Annotated in this window: 17 protein-coding genes and 2 tRNA genes; 6 read left to right on the top strand and 13 right to left on the bottom strand. The window is 64.8% G+C overall.

The genetic code is table 11. The features are described from left to right. Positions 1 to 7 precede the first annotated feature (7 nt). Positions 8 to 955 carry an EamA family transporter gene (locus BN60_RS25625; protein ID WP_020699040.1) on the top strand — a complete coding sequence of 316 codons (948 nt, stop codon included), beginning with the start codon at positions 8 to 10 and terminating at the stop codon, positions 953 to 955. Here the strand turns inward: BN60_RS25625 and BN60_RS25620 are convergent. Beyond that, the gene (locus tag BN60_RS25620) at positions 945 to 1,937 is read right to left on the bottom strand and encodes a D-2-hydroxyacid dehydrogenase family protein (protein WP_020699039.1); all 993 of its coding nucleotides are present in this window, start codon (positions 1,935 to 1,937) and stop codon (positions 945 to 947) included. The genes BN60_RS25625 and BN60_RS25620 overlap by 11 nt on opposite strands. A 54-nt stretch (positions 1,938 to 1,991) precedes the next feature. On the opposite strand from BN60_RS25620, the gene BN60_RS25615 reads away from it, so the two are divergent. After that, positions 1,992 to 2,876, top strand: coding sequence for a TauD/TfdA dioxygenase family protein (locus BN60_RS25615; RefSeq protein ID WP_020699038.1), 885 nt, complete (start codon positions 1,992 to 1,994; stop codon positions 2,874 to 2,876). 73 nt (positions 2,877 to 2,949) lie between these two features. Here the strand turns inward: BN60_RS25615 and panC are convergent, their stop codons facing one another. The 6 genes from panC to rfbA all read right to left on the bottom strand — a co-directional run bounded on the left by panC (position 2,950) and on the right by rfbA (position 8,535). Then, on the bottom strand, positions 2,950 to 3,822 hold the full coding sequence (gene panC / locus BN60_RS25610; protein WP_245539842.1) for a pantoate--beta-alanine ligase: 873 nt from the start codon (positions 3,820 to 3,822) through the stop codon (positions 2,950 to 2,952). A 45-nt stretch (positions 3,823 to 3,867) separates the two neighbouring features. Next, positions 3,868 to 4,974, bottom strand: a complete 1,107-nt coding sequence (locus tag BN60_RS25605) for an SGNH/GDSL hydrolase family protein (RefSeq protein WP_177324862.1) — start codon at positions 4,972 to 4,974, stop codon at positions 3,868 to 3,870. Between the two features lie 186 nt (positions 4,975 to 5,160). Then, positions 5,161 to 6,201 (bottom strand): glycosyltransferase, encoded by a 1,041-nt coding sequence (locus BN60_RS25600; protein WP_043284345.1) that lies wholly within the window; start codon positions 6,199 to 6,201, stop codon positions 5,161 to 5,163. Between the two features lie 14 nt (positions 6,202 to 6,215). Then, complete coding sequence (locus BN60_RS25595; RefSeq protein WP_020699035.1) at positions 6,216 to 7,265, bottom strand: FkbM family methyltransferase; 1,050 nt, start codon at positions 7,263 to 7,265, stop codon at positions 6,216 to 6,218. A gap of 247 nt (positions 7,266 to 7,512) precedes the next feature. Next, a tRNA-Gly gene (locus BN60_RS25590) sits at positions 7,513 to 7,587 on the bottom strand. 81 nt (positions 7,588 to 7,668) lie between these two features. Further along, positions 7,669 to 8,535 carry a glucose-1-phosphate thymidylyltransferase RfbA gene (gene rfbA, locus BN60_RS25585; protein ID WP_020699034.1) on the bottom strand — a complete coding sequence of 289 codons (867 nt, stop codon included), beginning with the start codon at positions 8,533 to 8,535 and terminating at the stop codon, positions 7,669 to 7,671. Positions 8,536 to 8,557: 22 nt separating this feature from the next. Between rfbA and BN60_RS25580 the strand changes: the two genes are divergently transcribed. Together BN60_RS25580 and BN60_RS25575 are read left to right on the top strand one after the other, a co-directional pair. After that, positions 8,558 to 9,049 (top strand): prolyl-tRNA synthetase associated domain-containing protein, encoded by a 492-nt coding sequence (locus tag BN60_RS25580; RefSeq protein WP_020699033.1) that lies wholly within the window; start codon positions 8,558 to 8,560, stop codon positions 9,047 to 9,049. Between the two features lie 17 nt (positions 9,050 to 9,066). Beyond that, a complete protein-coding gene (locus BN60_RS25575) occupies positions 9,067 to 9,975 on the top strand; it encodes a metal ABC transporter solute-binding protein, Zn/Mn family (RefSeq protein WP_020699032.1) in 909 nt (302 codons plus the stop codon). Between the two features lie 10 nt (positions 9,976 to 9,985). Here BN60_RS25575 and folD read toward each other — a convergent pair whose 3' ends face one another. From folD to BN60_RS25545, 6 genes are all read right to left on the bottom strand, one after another. Next, a complete protein-coding gene (gene folD / locus BN60_RS25570) occupies positions 9,986 to 10,888 on the bottom strand; it encodes a bifunctional methylenetetrahydrofolate dehydrogenase/methenyltetrahydrofolate cyclohydrolase FolD (protein WP_020699031.1) in 903 nt (300 codons plus the stop codon). Next, entirely contained in the window at positions 10,881 to 11,222 is a 342-nt protein-coding gene (locus BN60_RS25565; RefSeq protein WP_020699030.1) for a DUF167 domain-containing protein, read from the bottom strand. The genes folD and BN60_RS25565 overlap by 8 nt, the downstream gene beginning before the upstream one ends. Continuing rightward, complete coding sequence (locus tag BN60_RS25560) at positions 11,189 to 11,482, bottom strand: YggT family protein (RefSeq protein WP_020699029.1); 294 nt, start codon at positions 11,480 to 11,482, stop codon at positions 11,189 to 11,191. Before BN60_RS25560 ends, BN60_RS25565 begins: the two co-directional genes overlap by 34 nt. A gap of 80 nt (positions 11,483 to 11,562) precedes the next feature. Further along, a complete protein-coding gene (locus tag BN60_RS25555) occupies positions 11,563 to 12,213 on the bottom strand; it encodes an FHA domain-containing protein (protein ID WP_020699028.1) in 651 nt (216 codons plus the stop codon). Next, positions 12,214 to 12,468: a hypothetical protein gene (locus BN60_RS25550; RefSeq protein WP_020699027.1), complete on the bottom strand. Its 255-nt coding sequence runs from the start codon at positions 12,466 to 12,468 to the stop codon at positions 12,214 to 12,216. A gap of 40 nt (positions 12,469 to 12,508) precedes the next feature. After that, the gene (locus BN60_RS25545) at positions 12,509 to 12,901 is read right to left on the bottom strand and encodes a RidA family protein (protein WP_020699026.1); all 393 of its coding nucleotides are present in this window, start codon (positions 12,899 to 12,901) and stop codon (positions 12,509 to 12,511) included. Positions 12,902 to 13,016: 115 nt separating this feature from the next. On the opposite strand from BN60_RS25545, the gene BN60_RS25540 reads away from it, so the two are divergent. Together BN60_RS25540 and BN60_RS25535 are read left to right on the top strand one after the other, a co-directional pair. Beyond that, positions 13,017 to 13,092 (top strand) — tRNA-Ala (locus BN60_RS25540). 70 nt (positions 13,093 to 13,162) lie between these two features. Beyond that, the gene (locus BN60_RS25535) at positions 13,163 to 13,828 is read left to right on the top strand and encodes a hypothetical protein (protein WP_148283524.1); all 666 of its coding nucleotides are present in this window, start codon (positions 13,163 to 13,165) and stop codon (positions 13,826 to 13,828) included. Positions 13,829 to 13,832: the final 4 nt, after the last annotated feature.

Genomic DNA, 13,832 nt, shown 5'->3' with positions numbered 1-13,832 from the left:
GCCCATCATGACCGGCCCGATGAGCGGCAATGTCCTCGCCATCGCGCTGGGCAACTCGTTCCTCTGGTCTACCTATCTCCTGTTCACACGCCATGTCGTCAGCGGCGCCCATCTCGACGCCTGGGCCTATACGCTGGTGCAGCTCCTGAGCGCCGGCCTTGCCATGCTCTGGGTCGGACGCCGGACGCCCGGAAGCTGGCGCGACCTGCTGGCGCCGTGGACGATCAGCTACGCCTTCATGCGCGTCGTCATCAACGGCGCCACGTCGGCCGCCATCGTCTGGCTCGCCGTCACGCAGAGCACCCTGATATCGACCATGAGCGTGCTGATCGGCGCCGCCGCCGGCTGGCTCCTGACCCGCCAAGCCCCCGCGAGGCGCGACTGGCCGGGCCTGCTGCTGCTCGCCGCCGGTATCGTGTCGTTCGTGCTGGCGCTGGCTTCGGACACGGCTTGGCGGGGCGTCGCCTGGCTGGTCCTTTCCGAGACCGTCGCCGTCGCGGCCTCGTGGATGATTGCCTACCACCCCCGCAATCGCGAGACCGACCCGGCCGCGCGCAGCCGTTTCACCGGCGAGATCCTGGTCGCCGCATCGCTGGCGTTGATCTTCGTCTGGTCGCTGGCCGGTCTGCTGGGCGTAATCGCCTCGCCCTGGGCCGGTGGCGGCGACGCCTTCGGGCGCGTCGAACTCTGGGTCTATGCCATCATCGCCGGCGTGGTGTTCCGCGCCCCTGGAACCTGGCTCGGCTTCTGGACCATCAACCGCTCGGGCGTTCAGACCTATCTGATTGCGCTGACCGCCATGCCCTTCTTCGCCATCGTGCTGGAAGCCGCCGCCGCCCAGGTCGGCTGGCTATCGCCCCCGAACCTGTCGAAGGGCGAATGGCTCTCCGCCGCCGTAATTCTCGGCGGCGCCGTATGGCTGATCGCAGCCCGCCTGCGCGCACCTACTTCTTGAGGGCATCCGGATTGAGGACGTTGATCGGCTTGCCGTCCAACCAGGCTTCGATGTCCTCGATCGTGCCCTTGTAGAAGTAGCGATAGCTGTCCTCGACCACGTAGCCCAGGTGCGGCACCAGGGTGACGTTCTCCAGCTTGGTCAGCGGGTGCCCGGCCGGCAGCGGCTCCTTGTCGTAAACGTCGAGGCCGGCGTGGGCGATCGTGCCGTTCCTGAGGGCCGCGATCAGCGCCGCCTCGTCGACGATCGGGCCGCGCGACGTGTTGATCAGGATCGCCGTCTTTTTCATCTTCGCCAGCTCGGCCGCGCCGATCAGCCCGCGCGTGCGATCCGACAAAGCAAGGTGGATCGAAATGAAGTCCGAGGTCGAAAGCAGCTCGTCTTTGCCGACGTACTTGACCCCGATGGCGCCGGCTTTCTCCGCCGTGAGATTCTGGCTCCAGGCCACGACCTCCATGCCGAAGGCCTTGGCATAGCCCGCGACGCGACTGCCAAGCTTGCCGAGGCCCAGAATGCCGAGCCGCTTGCCCTCCAGCACATTCATCTGCTGGATGCCGTCATGCCAGCCACCACTGCGCATCAGCCGCTCGGCCTTGGCAAGGTCGCGCGCGCAGGACATCAGAAGCGCCCAGCCCAGCTCCGCCGTGGGCGCATTCGAGCCGCCGCCCGGCGTCGTGGAAATCGGAATGCCGCGCTCGGTCGCGGCCTTGTCGTCGAGGCTTGCCGCCCGGGCGCCGGTCAACACCATGAACTTAAGGTTGGGCAGCTTCTCGATCAGCGCCCGCGGAAACGCCGTGCGCTCGCGCAGCAAGCCGAGAATTTCGAAGGGCGCCAGCTTTTGCGCCGCGTCATCGACCGACGCGAAAGGTTCGTTGAAGACGGTGATCTCGATGCCGCGCTTGCGCAGGCGGTCCCAGTCGCCCAATCGCAGAGCGACCCTCTGATAGTCGTCGAGCAGGGCGAGCTTCATCGTTTGCGGCATGGCGTTTCCTGGGAGAGAATATCGTTGCTGGCACTATAGCCGCAGGAGGCGGTTGTGAGCATCACGGTTACGCCAACGCATCCCGAGTTCGTTGCCGAGATTGCCGGCGTCGATCTCGGTGCCCCGCTGGGGCCGGCCGATCGCGACGCTATCGAAGCTGCCATAAACCGCTACGCTGTCGTCATCTTTCACGACCAGAAACTGGACGACGAACGGCAGGTCGCCTTCGCGCGCCACTTCGGCCCCGTCGAGGCCTCTGCCGCGAAGCTCCGGCAACGCGACATCAAACACCGCCTGTTAGCGGACGAGATCGCCGACATTTCCAACCTCGACAGCAACGGCAAGGTGCTCGAAGCCGATTCGCGCCGCCGCCTCGACGGGCTGGGCAACCGGCTCTGGCACACCGACGCCTCATTCCGCCGCGTGCCGGGCGCCCTTTCCATGCTCTATGCCCATGTCATTCCGGACGAAGGTGGCGACACGGAATTCGCGGACATGCGCGCCGCCTATGACGCGCTGCCCGACCGGACCAAGCAGGAGCTGGAAGGTCTCGTCGCGGAGCATTCGATCTGGCGTTCGCGCGAACAGCTCGGCGTCGTGAAGTACAGCGCGGAAGAACTTGCCTCCCTGCCGCCGGTGCCACAGCGCGTCGTACGCACCCATCCCGGCTCGCATCGCAAGACGCTCTACCTCGCGTCGCACGCCTCGCACATTCTCGGCCGGCCCGTCGCCGACGGTCGTCTGCTCCTGATGGACCTGATCGAGCACGCAACCCAATCCAGGTTCACGTACTCGCACGCCTGGAAGCAGGGCGATCTGGTGATCTGGGACAATCGCTGCACCATGCATCGCGCCCGGCCGTTCGACACGAGCAAAGTGCGCGACCTGCGGCGGGTCACGACGCGCGACGTCGCTTCGACACTCGAACAAGCCGCTTAGGCTTTCCCGATGAAATGCCCGACCGGCGTCCGGTTAGCGGCGAGTGGGATGCGGTCAGTCTGCTGAAAACGGTCTAAGCCGCGATGTTGTCGATCAGGCGGGTGCGGCCGAGCCGCACCGCGGCGATGACACGAGCCGGCCCTGAAACCTTCTCCAGTGGCTCCAGGCTTTCGGCATCGACGACCGTCAGATACTCGATCTTGTCGAAGCCGCCGGCCAGCAATGCCTTGGAAGCCTCAGCCGTGGCTGCCGTACAGGACGCCCCCGCACGAACTGCCTTCGCGACCGCATTGAGCTCGCGATAAAGGCCGGTGGCGACAGCGCGTTCCGTCGGATTCATGTAACGGTTGCGCGACGACATCGCGAGGCCGTCCGCTTCGCGCACGGTCGGCATGCCCACGATCTCGAACGGCATGGAAAGATCGCGCACCATGCGCTTGATCACCTGGAGCTGCTGGTAGTCCTTCTCACCGAAGAAGGCCCGATCGGGCATCGCCATCAGCAGCAGCTTGGAAACGACGGTCGCGACACCTTGGAAATGACCGGGACGCAACGGACCGCAAAGCCCGTCCGTAATACCTGTCACCGTGACGGTCGTGAGCTGTTGCCCAGGATACATCTCGTCCTTGGACGGCGCGAAGACGATGCGGCAGCCAGCGTCGCGCAACTTGTCGAAATCACCCTGCTCGTCGCGGGGATACGCTGCGAAATCCTCGTTGGGGCCGAACTGCGTCGGATTGACGAAGATGCTGGTCACGGGAATGTCGCCGCGCTCGAGCGCGCCCTTCACCAGGCTGATATGGCCTTCGTGCAGGGCACCCATCGTCGGAACCAGACCAACCGTGCGGCCAGCCTTGCGGAAGGCGGCAACGGTGCGACGCAGATCCGCCACCGTACGGACGACGGCGAGGCCCTGTTCCAAAGTAGGATCGTTCGAGCTTTTCACGCTCGTGGTTAAGCACACCGTGCCGAGACCGCGCAACCTGCGCCGTCAGTCGAGTTTCGCCTTCAGGGTATTCCCGACCTGCTCGGCAATGCGATCCGCCGCCAGACTCTGGCCATACTCGGTCCAATGCGCATCGGACTTGCGATAAGTATCGACCCGGCCGGCGAAGGCCGGCCGCAGATCGACAAACGGTACATCAGTGCCACGAAGGGCCTGCACGAGCCGCTCATGCATCGCGTCGCAATGCAGATACCAACTGTAGTAATGCGGCCAGGGTGACCAGAAATCGACGAAGGCCGGATCGACTCCGCCCGTTGGGATGACGAAGAGTGAAAACGGGACACCGCGCTCGCGCGCCAGACGATGCATGGCCACCAGCCACGACAGAGTCCCGTCGATAACGCTCTCGTGGAGGGCGGCATCGGCTTGCTGAATTGTCGTGATGCTGTTGAACGATGTCGGCTTAAGTTCGGCACGCAGAATGAGATTGGGCAACCAGCCAGCGAGATATTCCTGATCGTCCAATCTGGCTGCAAACAGATCAAACAGCCGCCCATCGCCCCGCGCCAGAATCTCTCTAAGTTTCTGCTCCGGCACATTCGGGTAGTAGTGCCGCTTCATGTGCTGCGCGAGCTTCGTCAGCCCCTGTTCCTTGGGTTCCTTGACGATCTGCTGCAGGGTCGCGAACTCACCTTCAATCGGCTCGTTGCTGTTCAGCACCTCGGACAGGCGCAACCGATTGACCAGCAGCCAGTTGGTATGCGGCATCACGCGGCCGACAATCGAACGGCCAGGCGATTCGTCGAGCAGCGGCGGCAGCCATTCCCACCGGAAGTTGCTGTCGAACAGGAAATCGTTGCCCGAGAAGAAGAACACCGACACGGCGTCCGGCGACAGCGGAAGCGCCACGTCGCGCAGGCGATAGTAGTAGCTTTTCGGATTCGTCCCGCTGATCCCGAAATTGACCGCTTCGACGGTCTTCTTGCTTTGCCTCAGAAGACGCTCTTCCACGGCCTCCGGCAGGCTTTGCCGCAGCGACTGGAATTCCACAAAGCTGTCGCCGACGAAGACGGTCCGCACCGTTCCGGCCGGCGCCGGGCCAAAGACATGCTCGCGGTCCCGCATGCCCCACGAGTTGAACGGCGCCACCATCCACGCCGGCAGATCGGCGCCCGGCGGAAAGCTGTTGACCGGCGGTATCGACCGGAGCGCATAGGCCGGCCAGGACGGGCTAAAGAAAGTGGCGATAACCTCGATGCCCACCAGGGTCACGGCGGCCAGGATTGCGAAGTAGATCGAGCCGAAGACCAGCGTCTTGGTTCTCATGCCCATCGCCATCTAGCGGCCGTTACCGAAGAACTTGCCCAGCCGGACCAGCACGCCACGGTTGTCGTCCTGGTTTTCCTCGCCGATCGTATCCTTGTCCTCGCTGCGGTTCATGTCGGCGATGCCGGCCTCGAACAGGGCGAGTGAGTGATTGAAATGCCCTGTGCCTATGGCGGTGCAGAGCTCGTCCTGCCGGGTCAGCATCTCCTTGTGAATGAGCTGCAGGATATCGCGGTTGATCGCCTTCCAGTCGTTACGCGACGTCGCGAAGGTGCCGCCGACGACCGATCCCGTGGAGTGATTGTTCTTGCCATGCATCCGATACGCATAAAGCGACTCGTGAATGGCGATGCCGCCGGCGATGAGCACACCGAATGTCGAAAGATAGTGATCGAGGTAGAGCCGCAGGGCTTCGTCGGTTTCCGGGTAAATCAGGTCGATCAGGCCGCGCCGAAACATCATGGAGGCCATGCTGTTGCAAGACCAGGTCGGCGACCATTCAGCATGGAGCGTCAGGCTGGACTTGAGCGGAAAGCTGGCCGCCCCCTTCGCTGCGTCGATCGCCGGCGCAGCCCCCGGCTCGATCGGACGATGGGGCGGATCGCCCACCGGCCGCTCGAACCACCAGGCCGTTCCGGCCAGCAGCTCGCCGTCGCCATTGATGACATGGGAATCGCAGTAGGTGAACCCGACAGGGAAGTCGGTGTTGAGGTGGGCGGCCAGATGTCGTTCGACGAATGTCTCGTGCCAAACATCGTCGCCGTCGAGAAAGCAGATGAAGGGCGTGCCGAGTTCGCCGAGACCGCGTCGAGCGGCTCCGGTCTGCCCGAGATTCAAAGCCAGCGGCACGAAACGAAACCGCCGGTCCTTCAACCTCGCCAACGTTTCCTGGATCGCGTCGACAGTGCGGTCTTGCGACGCGTCGTCGACGATGACGATATCGAGATTGTGGACTGTCTGCCGCGCCACCGATTCGATGGCTTGGGCGATATAGGCCGCACAATTGTAGCTCGTGACGACGACGCCGACCGGCGGCAGTTTCACTTCGGGCATGATGACGGGCGCAATCAGGCGGCCTTGGCGAGAACATCCGGCGTCCGCTCACGGGGGACGGCCACGATGTTGGGCGAGACGGCCGCTCCCTCTTTCATGATCTCGACACCACCCGTATGCGCCGAGAAGACGAGAATGTCGTAGCCGAATTCGGAACGGAGCAGAGAGAGAAGCTCTTGCACGCTGGTGCCCTGCGCCTGCAGCGCCGGTTCGTTGGCTTCGAGGAGAAGAAGCGGCCGCGACGACATCAACACCTGCCGGGCGCCCTGCAGAACGCCCACTTCGGCACCTTCGACATCGACCTTGATGAAGTCGACACGCGGCAGGGCGCGACGCTGCACGACGTCGTCCAAGGTTTCGACGGCGACCAGTTCGGAATCGACGGCCAGCACGTCGTCATAGGCGAAAGTGCCGAAGGTATTGTGACCGGCATGCAATCCATGGGCGATCTTGAGGTTTGCCTGGCCTGCAACGGCACCGAGCGCCGACGGCCATACCGTGACATTCGACAGTTTGTTGCGCTCGATGTTGCGCGTGAGATTTGTGCGCTCGCGCGAACTCGGCTCGACGGACAGCACACGCCCCGACGGGCCAACGCGGCGAGCGGCGAAGACGGTGTAGAGACCGTCATTCGCCCCGACATCGACGACCGTCATGCCCGGCGCAAGCACGCGGTCGATGAAGGCAAACTCGTTGGGCTCGAAAGATCCGCTGACATAGAGGCAAAGGCTCTGGTCGTTGCCCAAGGTGACGTCAACAGTCGTGCCGGCGTACCACGGCACACGCAGCGGCACGCGGAGCTTTCGCTCCAGCGCGAAGTCCCACAGCGCCGCGCGGCGCAGCGCCGTCCAGCGGCGCTCGATGAAATATTCGGCGGCGAAGGTCCACCCTGGATACCGTTCGAGCCGCGGCCGGCCACGCGACCACAGGCCCGCGTAGAGCTTCCCCACCGTGGGCGCATTGACGAGAAGCCAGCACCCCAGCCTGTCGAGGGAATTGCCGACTTTCCACCGATAGTCGGACCAGACTTTGGCAAAGCCCCGAGGGGGATCGGCAAGCATCATCACTTCAACAACCAACGGGCAGAGCGGCGCGAATGCGCAATGATATTGGTTCGGGCACGGCGGCAAAAGCGGTCTCGGCCCGACAATACGCAGCCCATCGAGCAAACCCAGAAATTCTTTTGCAGCGCACAGCTACTGCGGCCACGTCAGGGAACGCTTGAAACACGATTGTGGGAAAATTCGGATGATTCGCGCCCAATGCGCCAGCGGGGGGCTTCGATCAAGACCCCTGGTACCCTTAGATCAATGGAGCGGGCGAAGGGATTCGAACCCTCGACCCCGACCTTGGCAAGGTCGTGCTCTACCCCTGAGCTACGCCCGCGCTCCGATCCGGCTGGGTAGGTCGCCGGAAGGCGGCGTTGATAGGGCTTTTCCACCGTCTTGGCAAGAGCCCGACACGACCTCAGCCGCGTGCCAGCAGCCGCTGCAGATATTTGCCGTATTCGCTTTCGCGGATCGGCTGGATCAGCTTCTCGAAGGCACCATCGTCGATATAGCCCCTGCGCCAGGCGATTTCCTCGGGGCTACCGATCTGCAGGCCTTGCCGATCTTCAACCGTCTCGACGAACTGGGCGGCGCGCAACAGGCTCGACGGCGTCCCGGTATCGAGCCAGGCATAGCCGCGGCCCAGCTTCTCGACCGTGAGCCGGCCTTCCTTCAGGTAATGTGCGTTGATGTCGCTGATCTCGAGTTCGCCACGCGCCGATCGCGGAATCTGGCCGGCGACATCGCAGACGTCCGAATCATAGAAATAGAGGCCCGTGACCGCCCAGTTCGACTTGGGCTGCTTGGGCTTTTCGACGATGTTGAGGGGCCGGCCTTGAGCGTCGAACTCCACGACGCCATAGGCCGAAGGATCGGCCACCCAATAGGCATAGACCACTGCCCCCTTTCCTTGGGCGCCACGCTCCGCGACCGCCGGCAGTGAATCGCCGTAGAAGAGATTGTCGCCCAGGATCAGGCCGACGCGCGAGCTGCCGATAAATTGGCGGCCGATCAGGAACGCCTCGGCGATGCCGCCAGGCTTGGGCTGCGGCTCGTAGCTGATATCGATGCCCCATTGACGGCCGTCGCCGAACAGCCGGCGATAGGCCTCGACGTCGCCCGGGTTGACGATCAGCAGAATGTCGCGGCACCCCGCCAGCATCAGCGTGGTCAGCGGGTAGTAGACCATCGGCTTGTTGTAGACCGGCAGGAGCTGCTTGTTGGCCGCCCGCGTCATGGGGTAGAGCCGCGTGCCGCTGCCGCCCGAGAGAATGATTCCCTTCATTCGAGCCATGTAAGACGAGCCCATGCACACCCCGCAACAGTTATTCGACCGCCTCGAAGCGCTGGGCATCGCCCACCGTACCGTCGAACATCCCCCCGTCTTCACCGTGGAGGAGGCAAAGGCACTGCGCGGCAACCTGCCCGGCCATCACATCAAGAACCTCTTCTTGCGCAACAAAAAGGAGGAGATGTGGCTGGTCGTGGCCCTCGAAGACCGTGCCGTCGACCTCAAGCGGCTGGGCGAAGTGCTGGGCGCCGGCCGCCTCTCCTTCGGCAGCCCCGACCGGCTGCGCCGCCAGCTTGGCGTCGAACCGGGTTCGGTGACGCCTTTGGCCCTGATCAACGACGGTTCGCGGAGCGTGCGCCTGGCGCTGGACCGCGGACTGGTCGAAGGTGGGCCGGTGAACGCCCATCCGCTGGTCAACACCATGACCACGGCGATCGCGACCGAGGATCTGCAGCGGTTCTTCGCGGCCACCGGCCACGTGCCGCTGTGGCTCGACTTTCCGCCGTAGTGTTATATCATAACATAATGCTGATCCGTGCTCTTTCCCTGGCTCTCTGCCTGGGCGCTCTCCTGTCCGGTGGACCACCGGCCTCCGCCCAAACCAAGATCAAGGCCGTCGCGACCTTCTCGATCCTGAACGACCTCGTGGCCGAAGTGGCGGGAGACCTCGCCGAAATATCCACTCTCGTCGGCGCCGATGTCGATGCCCACACCTACCAGCCCCGTCCCGCCGATGCGCGCGCCCTCGCCGAAGCCCGCGTTCTGGTGAGCAACGGCCTGGGTTTCGAAGGCTGGATCGACCGGCTGGCCAAGGCAGCTCCCTTCAAGGGACGGGCCATCGTCGCAACAGTCGGCGTCCCGACGCTCGAAGCGGCGCCGACGCCGGGCCATAGCCACGCCCACGGTCCCGATCCGCACTGCTGGCAGGATGTGGGCCGTGTCCGCGTCTATGTCGCGAACATCGCCAAGGGCCTCTCCGAAGCCGATCCCGCGAATGCAGCCCGCTATCGCGAGCGCGCGGAACTCTACGACAAGCGGCTGGCCGAGCTCGATGCCTGGGTGAAGCAGGAGATCGCCAAAGTACCGGCCGAGAAACGCAAGGCGATCACCGGCCATGATTCATTTCGTTACTTCGCCGCGGCCTATGGCGTGCAGTTCAGGTCGCCGCGCGGCTACAACACCGGCAGCGAGCCCTCCGCCAAGGATGTCGCGGTACTCATCCGCCAGGTGCGCGACCAGGGCATCAAGGCGCTGTTCGTCGAGAACATGACCAACCCCGGCCTGATCGACCAGGTCGCGCGCGAATCAGGCGGCGTCGTGGGCCCGCGCCTCTACAGCGACGCGCTATCGGGCCCCAATGGGCCGGCGCCGACCTACGAGAAGATGATCCGGCACAATGTGACGGCGCTGGTCGCCGGCATGCTGAAGAACTGAGAACGGTGGTTCAGACCGCCACGTAAGGCAGGCCGGCGACACGACGCGCGGCTTGCAGCGTATTGTACATCAGGCAGGCCACGGTCATCGGCCCGACGCCGCCCGGCACCGGCGTGAGATAGCCGGCCACCTTCTGCGCTTCGGCAAAGGCGACGTCGCCGACCAGGCGGCTCTTGCCGTCGGCGGTCGGGATGCGGTTGATGCCGACGTCGATCACAGCGGCGCCCGGCTTGATCCAGTCGCCGCGTACGAACTCCGTCCTGCCGATGGCCACCACGAGAATGTCGGCCTGTCGGCAGAGCGCCGGCAGGTCGCGCGTGCGCGAATGGGTGATCGTCACCGTACAATCGAGGCGCAACAGAAGCTGCGCCACCGGCCGGCCGACCAGATTCGAGCGGCCGACGACGACGGCGTTAGAGCCAGCCAGGTGCCCTAGCGCATCCTGCAGCAGCATCGTGACGCCGAGCGGTGTGCAGGGAACGGGGAAGTCCAGCGGTGCGCCCGGCGCGATGGAGCCCAGCCGTCCGACATTGACCGGGTGGAAGCCGTCGACATCCTTGGCAGGATCGATGGCCAGCAGCACCTTGGCCGTGTCGATATGCTTGGGCAGCGGAAGCTGGACCAGGATGCCATTGACCGCCGGATCGGCGTTGAGCTCGGCGATCACCGCCAGCAGCTCTTGCTCCGTGGTCTCCGCCGGCAGCTTGCGGTCGAAACTCGCCATCCCCAGTTCGACGGCCAGTTTGCCCTTGCTGCGCACGTAGACCTGGCTGGCCGGATCGGCGCCGACCAGCACTGTCGCCAGCCCAGGCTTGGGACCGCCCCCGCCAACGTAATCTGCCACGCCAGCCCCTACGCGCTGGCGCAGGCCCATAGCGAACGCCTTGCCGTCGATCAACTTTGCATCAGCCATGCTTGCGCACCCATTCGGCTATCCGGTCGGCGAGCACGGCGACATCGCCTGCCACACTCACGGTCTTGTCTCGCGCCGTCACCCCGCGCACCACATCGAAGCTGGACTTCGGCAGACGCCATGCTTCGGCGAGCAGCGCGATCACGGCGGCGTTGGCTTTGCCATCCTCGGGGGGAGCCGTCACTGCGGCCTTGAGCGCACCCTCGGCAGTCAGCTGAAGCGCAGAGCGGCGGGCGCCCGGCTGGGCGCGCAGCTGGATCGTGACGCCGTCCCTGGCACGCCGCAGGAAGGTCGGATCGCTCAGCGGATCAGGGCCGGCCAGACATACTCCCACAGCAGGCTGCGCAGGAAGAACAGGCCGAGCAGCAGGATCACCGGCGAAATGTCGACGCCGCCGAGATTGGGGAGCATCCGCCGAATCGGACGCAACACCGGCTCGGTCAGCCGAAACAGCATGTCGACGACCACCCGGATGAACTGATTGCGGACATTCACCACGCCGAAGGCCACCAGCCAGCTCATGATGGCGCTCGCGATTACGACCCAGGTGTAGATGTCGATTACGCTATCGATCAGCTTCGCCAGCGAGATCATCGGCTCCCCGTCTGTCAAAACCGGCGAGCCGCCGGCCGCGCGCACCCTACTCGGGTGAGATTGTCGATCACAAGCCTATTTCAGGCTCGCGTCAGGGCGAGTTCGACGCTGCCGAGGCGGATGGTGCGGGCTGCGCTGATGTCGCGCGGACCGTGCTCGGGCAGCAATCGGGCGCCGTCGATGAAAGTGCCGCCGGGACTGCCGAGATCCTCCAGGCCGAGCCGCTGACCCGCCGTCATGAGGCGGGCATGCGGTTGCCCGACCGAGGGGTCGGGCACGCTGAGATCAGTCGGCGCCGCGGCAAGCGCGCCCGTCAGGGCGTAGGTCGCGGGGCCGCCGTAGACGGCCAGCGAGACCGTGCTGCCGTTGGCGAGCACGCCGGTAAGTTTCCAGCCGCGGCCGTCGGGCAAGGCGGCCAGCGGCGGCGCCAGGGCAGCCGGCCCGGCCGGCGGCGACGATCCGCGCGGCGGAGACGGTGCATAGCCCTGCGAGGCGGACGCAGGTTCGTCGCGCGGCCAGCGCATATAGGCGAACACCCAGAGAAGGATGAGGGGGATGATGGCCCCGACGGCGGTCAGGCTGAGCAGGATGGAGCCCAGCCCGGTCCAGCCCGGCAGGCCGGCCTTCTCGACGATCCGCCACGCCATCCAGCCGGCCAGCACGGTGCCGATCAGGGCAAAGGCGCCCGTGATTCCGAAAAAGCCCATCAGGGCCGCAATCTCGGCGCCCATCTATCGACCTAGCGGAAACACTTGCCGCCGTGCTTCGCCGTTCGGCCAGTCGCTGAAGGCCAGCACGCCCATGACGATGAACGAGCCGATCAACGGCACCAGATGGAACAGCGCCAGCGCGCCGGAGAAGCCCGCGCGCTGGCAGATGCGCCAGGTCGGGATGATCAACAGCAACGCCACCAGAATGTGGCCGATCACGACCGAGAACAGCAGTACCGCGCTCAATCCCAGCAGCCAGCTCACGGGATCACCCATGTTCGTCCATCAATCTTCTTGGTTCACAGGCAGCGGCCGATCAAGCCAGCGCCACGACTTCGATCTCGACCATGACGTCGCGCGGCAGGCGCGCCACTTCGACGGTCGAGCGTGCGGGCGCCGCGCCGCCGAAATATTCCGGCCGGCCGTAAACCTCGTTCATGGCGACGAAGCTGTCCATGCTCTTCAGGAACACGGTGGTCTTCACGGCGCGGTCGAGCCCGCTGCCCGCCTCCTTCAGCACCGCCTGCAGGTTCTTCAGCACCTGATGCGTCTGCTCCGCAATGCCGCCCTCGACGATGTCGCCGGTCTTGGGGTCGAGCGGGATCTGGCCAGCGCAGAACACCAGGCCGTTGGCGACGATGGCCTGCGAATAGGGGCCGAGCGCCTTGGGCGCCGCTGCCGTCTGTACTACTTTCTTGGCGTTGGCCACGGGTCTACCTTTCGATTCGATACGCGGGAAGATGTCCGGGCCGGACGCTAACACACGCCGGTTTGCTTGACAGGTGGCCCCGCAAGCCTTATCCGCGCGGTTCTCCGGGTCGGAGGGGGCTGTAGCTCAGCTGGGAGAGCGCCTCGTTCGCAATGAGGAGGTCAGGGGTTCGATCCCCCTCAGCTCCACCAACCGCCTTGACCCGCGTCGCTGGCCACATTTTCTGGCCTGCCGCACCCCGCCGCGGCACTATTGCAGTAGATGCGCAGACGCAAACGTCCCACTCCTGCCGATCTCGGCCTTACCGCTGATGAAGGCCGAATCCTCGGAGCCTTGAAGACGCCGCAGCGCATTCAGGAATTCGTCGTGGGTCTGCATGCCAATTTCGAGCACAACGGCGACACGCTGCGTTCCGTGCGCGGTGCGCTGCGCCATCGCGAAGCCCATTGCCTCGAAGCGGCCTTCGTGGCGGCCTGCGCGCTCTGGCTGCAGGGCGAACCGCCGTTGGTCATGGATCTGACGGCAGCCAAGGACGATTCAGACCACGTCGTCACCCTGTTCCGGCGCAACGGCTGCTGGGGCGCCATCTCCAAGAGCAACCATGCCTGGCTGCGTTGGCGCGACCCAGTCTATCGCAACCTGCGCGAACTCGCGATGTCGTACTTTCACGAGTATTTCAACAATGGCCGCAAGACGCTGCGCACTTATTCGGTCGCGTTCGACCTGCGCCGCTTCGTGCCGGAGACCTGGATCACCGGCGAGGAGAATTGCTGGGACGTCGGCGCCGCCCTGGACGATGCACGCCACTATCGCCTGATCAAACCGGCCCAGATGCGTTGGCTGATGCCGCCCGACGCCACCGTGCTGCGGGCCGACGACCTCGTTCAATACGAAAGCCGCGATCGCAAGACGGCCCGCAAGTACTAGGGAG

This window comes from Reyranella massiliensis 521 (assembly GCF_000312425.1).
GTDB classification, from domain to species: Bacteria; Pseudomonadota; Alphaproteobacteria; order Reyranellales; family Reyranellaceae; genus Reyranella; species Reyranella massiliensis.
The sequence above is the reverse complement of the archived record's forward strand: the minus strand, read 5'-3'. Positions and strand labels throughout refer to the sequence as shown.

What these genes read in the sequence shown, in the direction of transcription:
- BN60_RS25625 (WP_020699040.1), top strand. Translation starts at nt 8, where the DNA reads ATGACCGGCCCGATGAGCGGCAATGTCCTCGCCATCGCGCTGGGCAAC.
- BN60_RS25620 (WP_020699039.1), bottom strand. Translation starts at nt 1,937, where the DNA reads ATGCCGCAAACGATGAAGCTCGCCCTGCTCGACGACTATCAGAGGGTC.
- BN60_RS25605 (WP_177324862.1), bottom strand. Translation starts at nt 4,974, where the DNA reads ATGGTGGCGCCGTTCAACTCGTGGGGCATGCGGGACCGCGAGCATGTC.
- BN60_RS25600 (WP_043284345.1), bottom strand. Translation starts at nt 6,201, where the DNA reads ATGCCCGAAGTGAAACTGCCGCCGGTCGGCGTCGTCGTCACGAGCTAC.
- BN60_RS25595 (WP_020699035.1), bottom strand. Translation starts at nt 7,265, where the DNA reads ATGATGCTTGCCGATCCCCCTCGGGGCTTTGCCAAAGTCTGGTCCGAC.
- rfbA (WP_020699034.1), bottom strand. Translation starts at nt 8,535, where the DNA reads ATGAAGGGAATCATTCTCTCGGGCGGCAGCGGCACGCGGCTCTACCCC.
- BN60_RS25580 (WP_020699033.1), top strand. Translation starts at nt 8,558, where the DNA reads ATGCACACCCCGCAACAGTTATTCGACCGCCTCGAAGCGCTGGGCATC.
- BN60_RS25575 (WP_020699032.1), top strand. Translation starts at nt 9,067, where the DNA reads ATGCTGATCCGTGCTCTTTCCCTGGCTCTCTGCCTGGGCGCTCTCCTG.
- folD (WP_020699031.1), bottom strand. Translation starts at nt 10,888, where the DNA reads ATGGCTGATGCAAAGTTGATCGACGGCAAGGCGTTCGCTATGGGCCTG.
- BN60_RS25560 (WP_020699029.1), bottom strand. Translation starts at nt 11,482, where the DNA reads ATGATCTCGCTGGCGAAGCTGATCGATAGCGTAATCGACATCTACACC.
- BN60_RS25555 (WP_020699028.1), bottom strand. Translation starts at nt 12,213, where the DNA reads ATGGGCGCCGAGATTGCGGCCCTGATGGGCTTTTTCGGAATCACGGGC.
- BN60_RS25550 (WP_020699027.1), bottom strand. Translation starts at nt 12,468, where the DNA reads ATGGGTGATCCCGTGAGCTGGCTGCTGGGATTGAGCGCGGTACTGCTG.
- BN60_RS25535 (WP_148283524.1), top strand. Translation starts at nt 13,163, where the DNA reads ATGCGCAGACGCAAACGTCCCACTCCTGCCGATCTCGGCCTTACCGCT.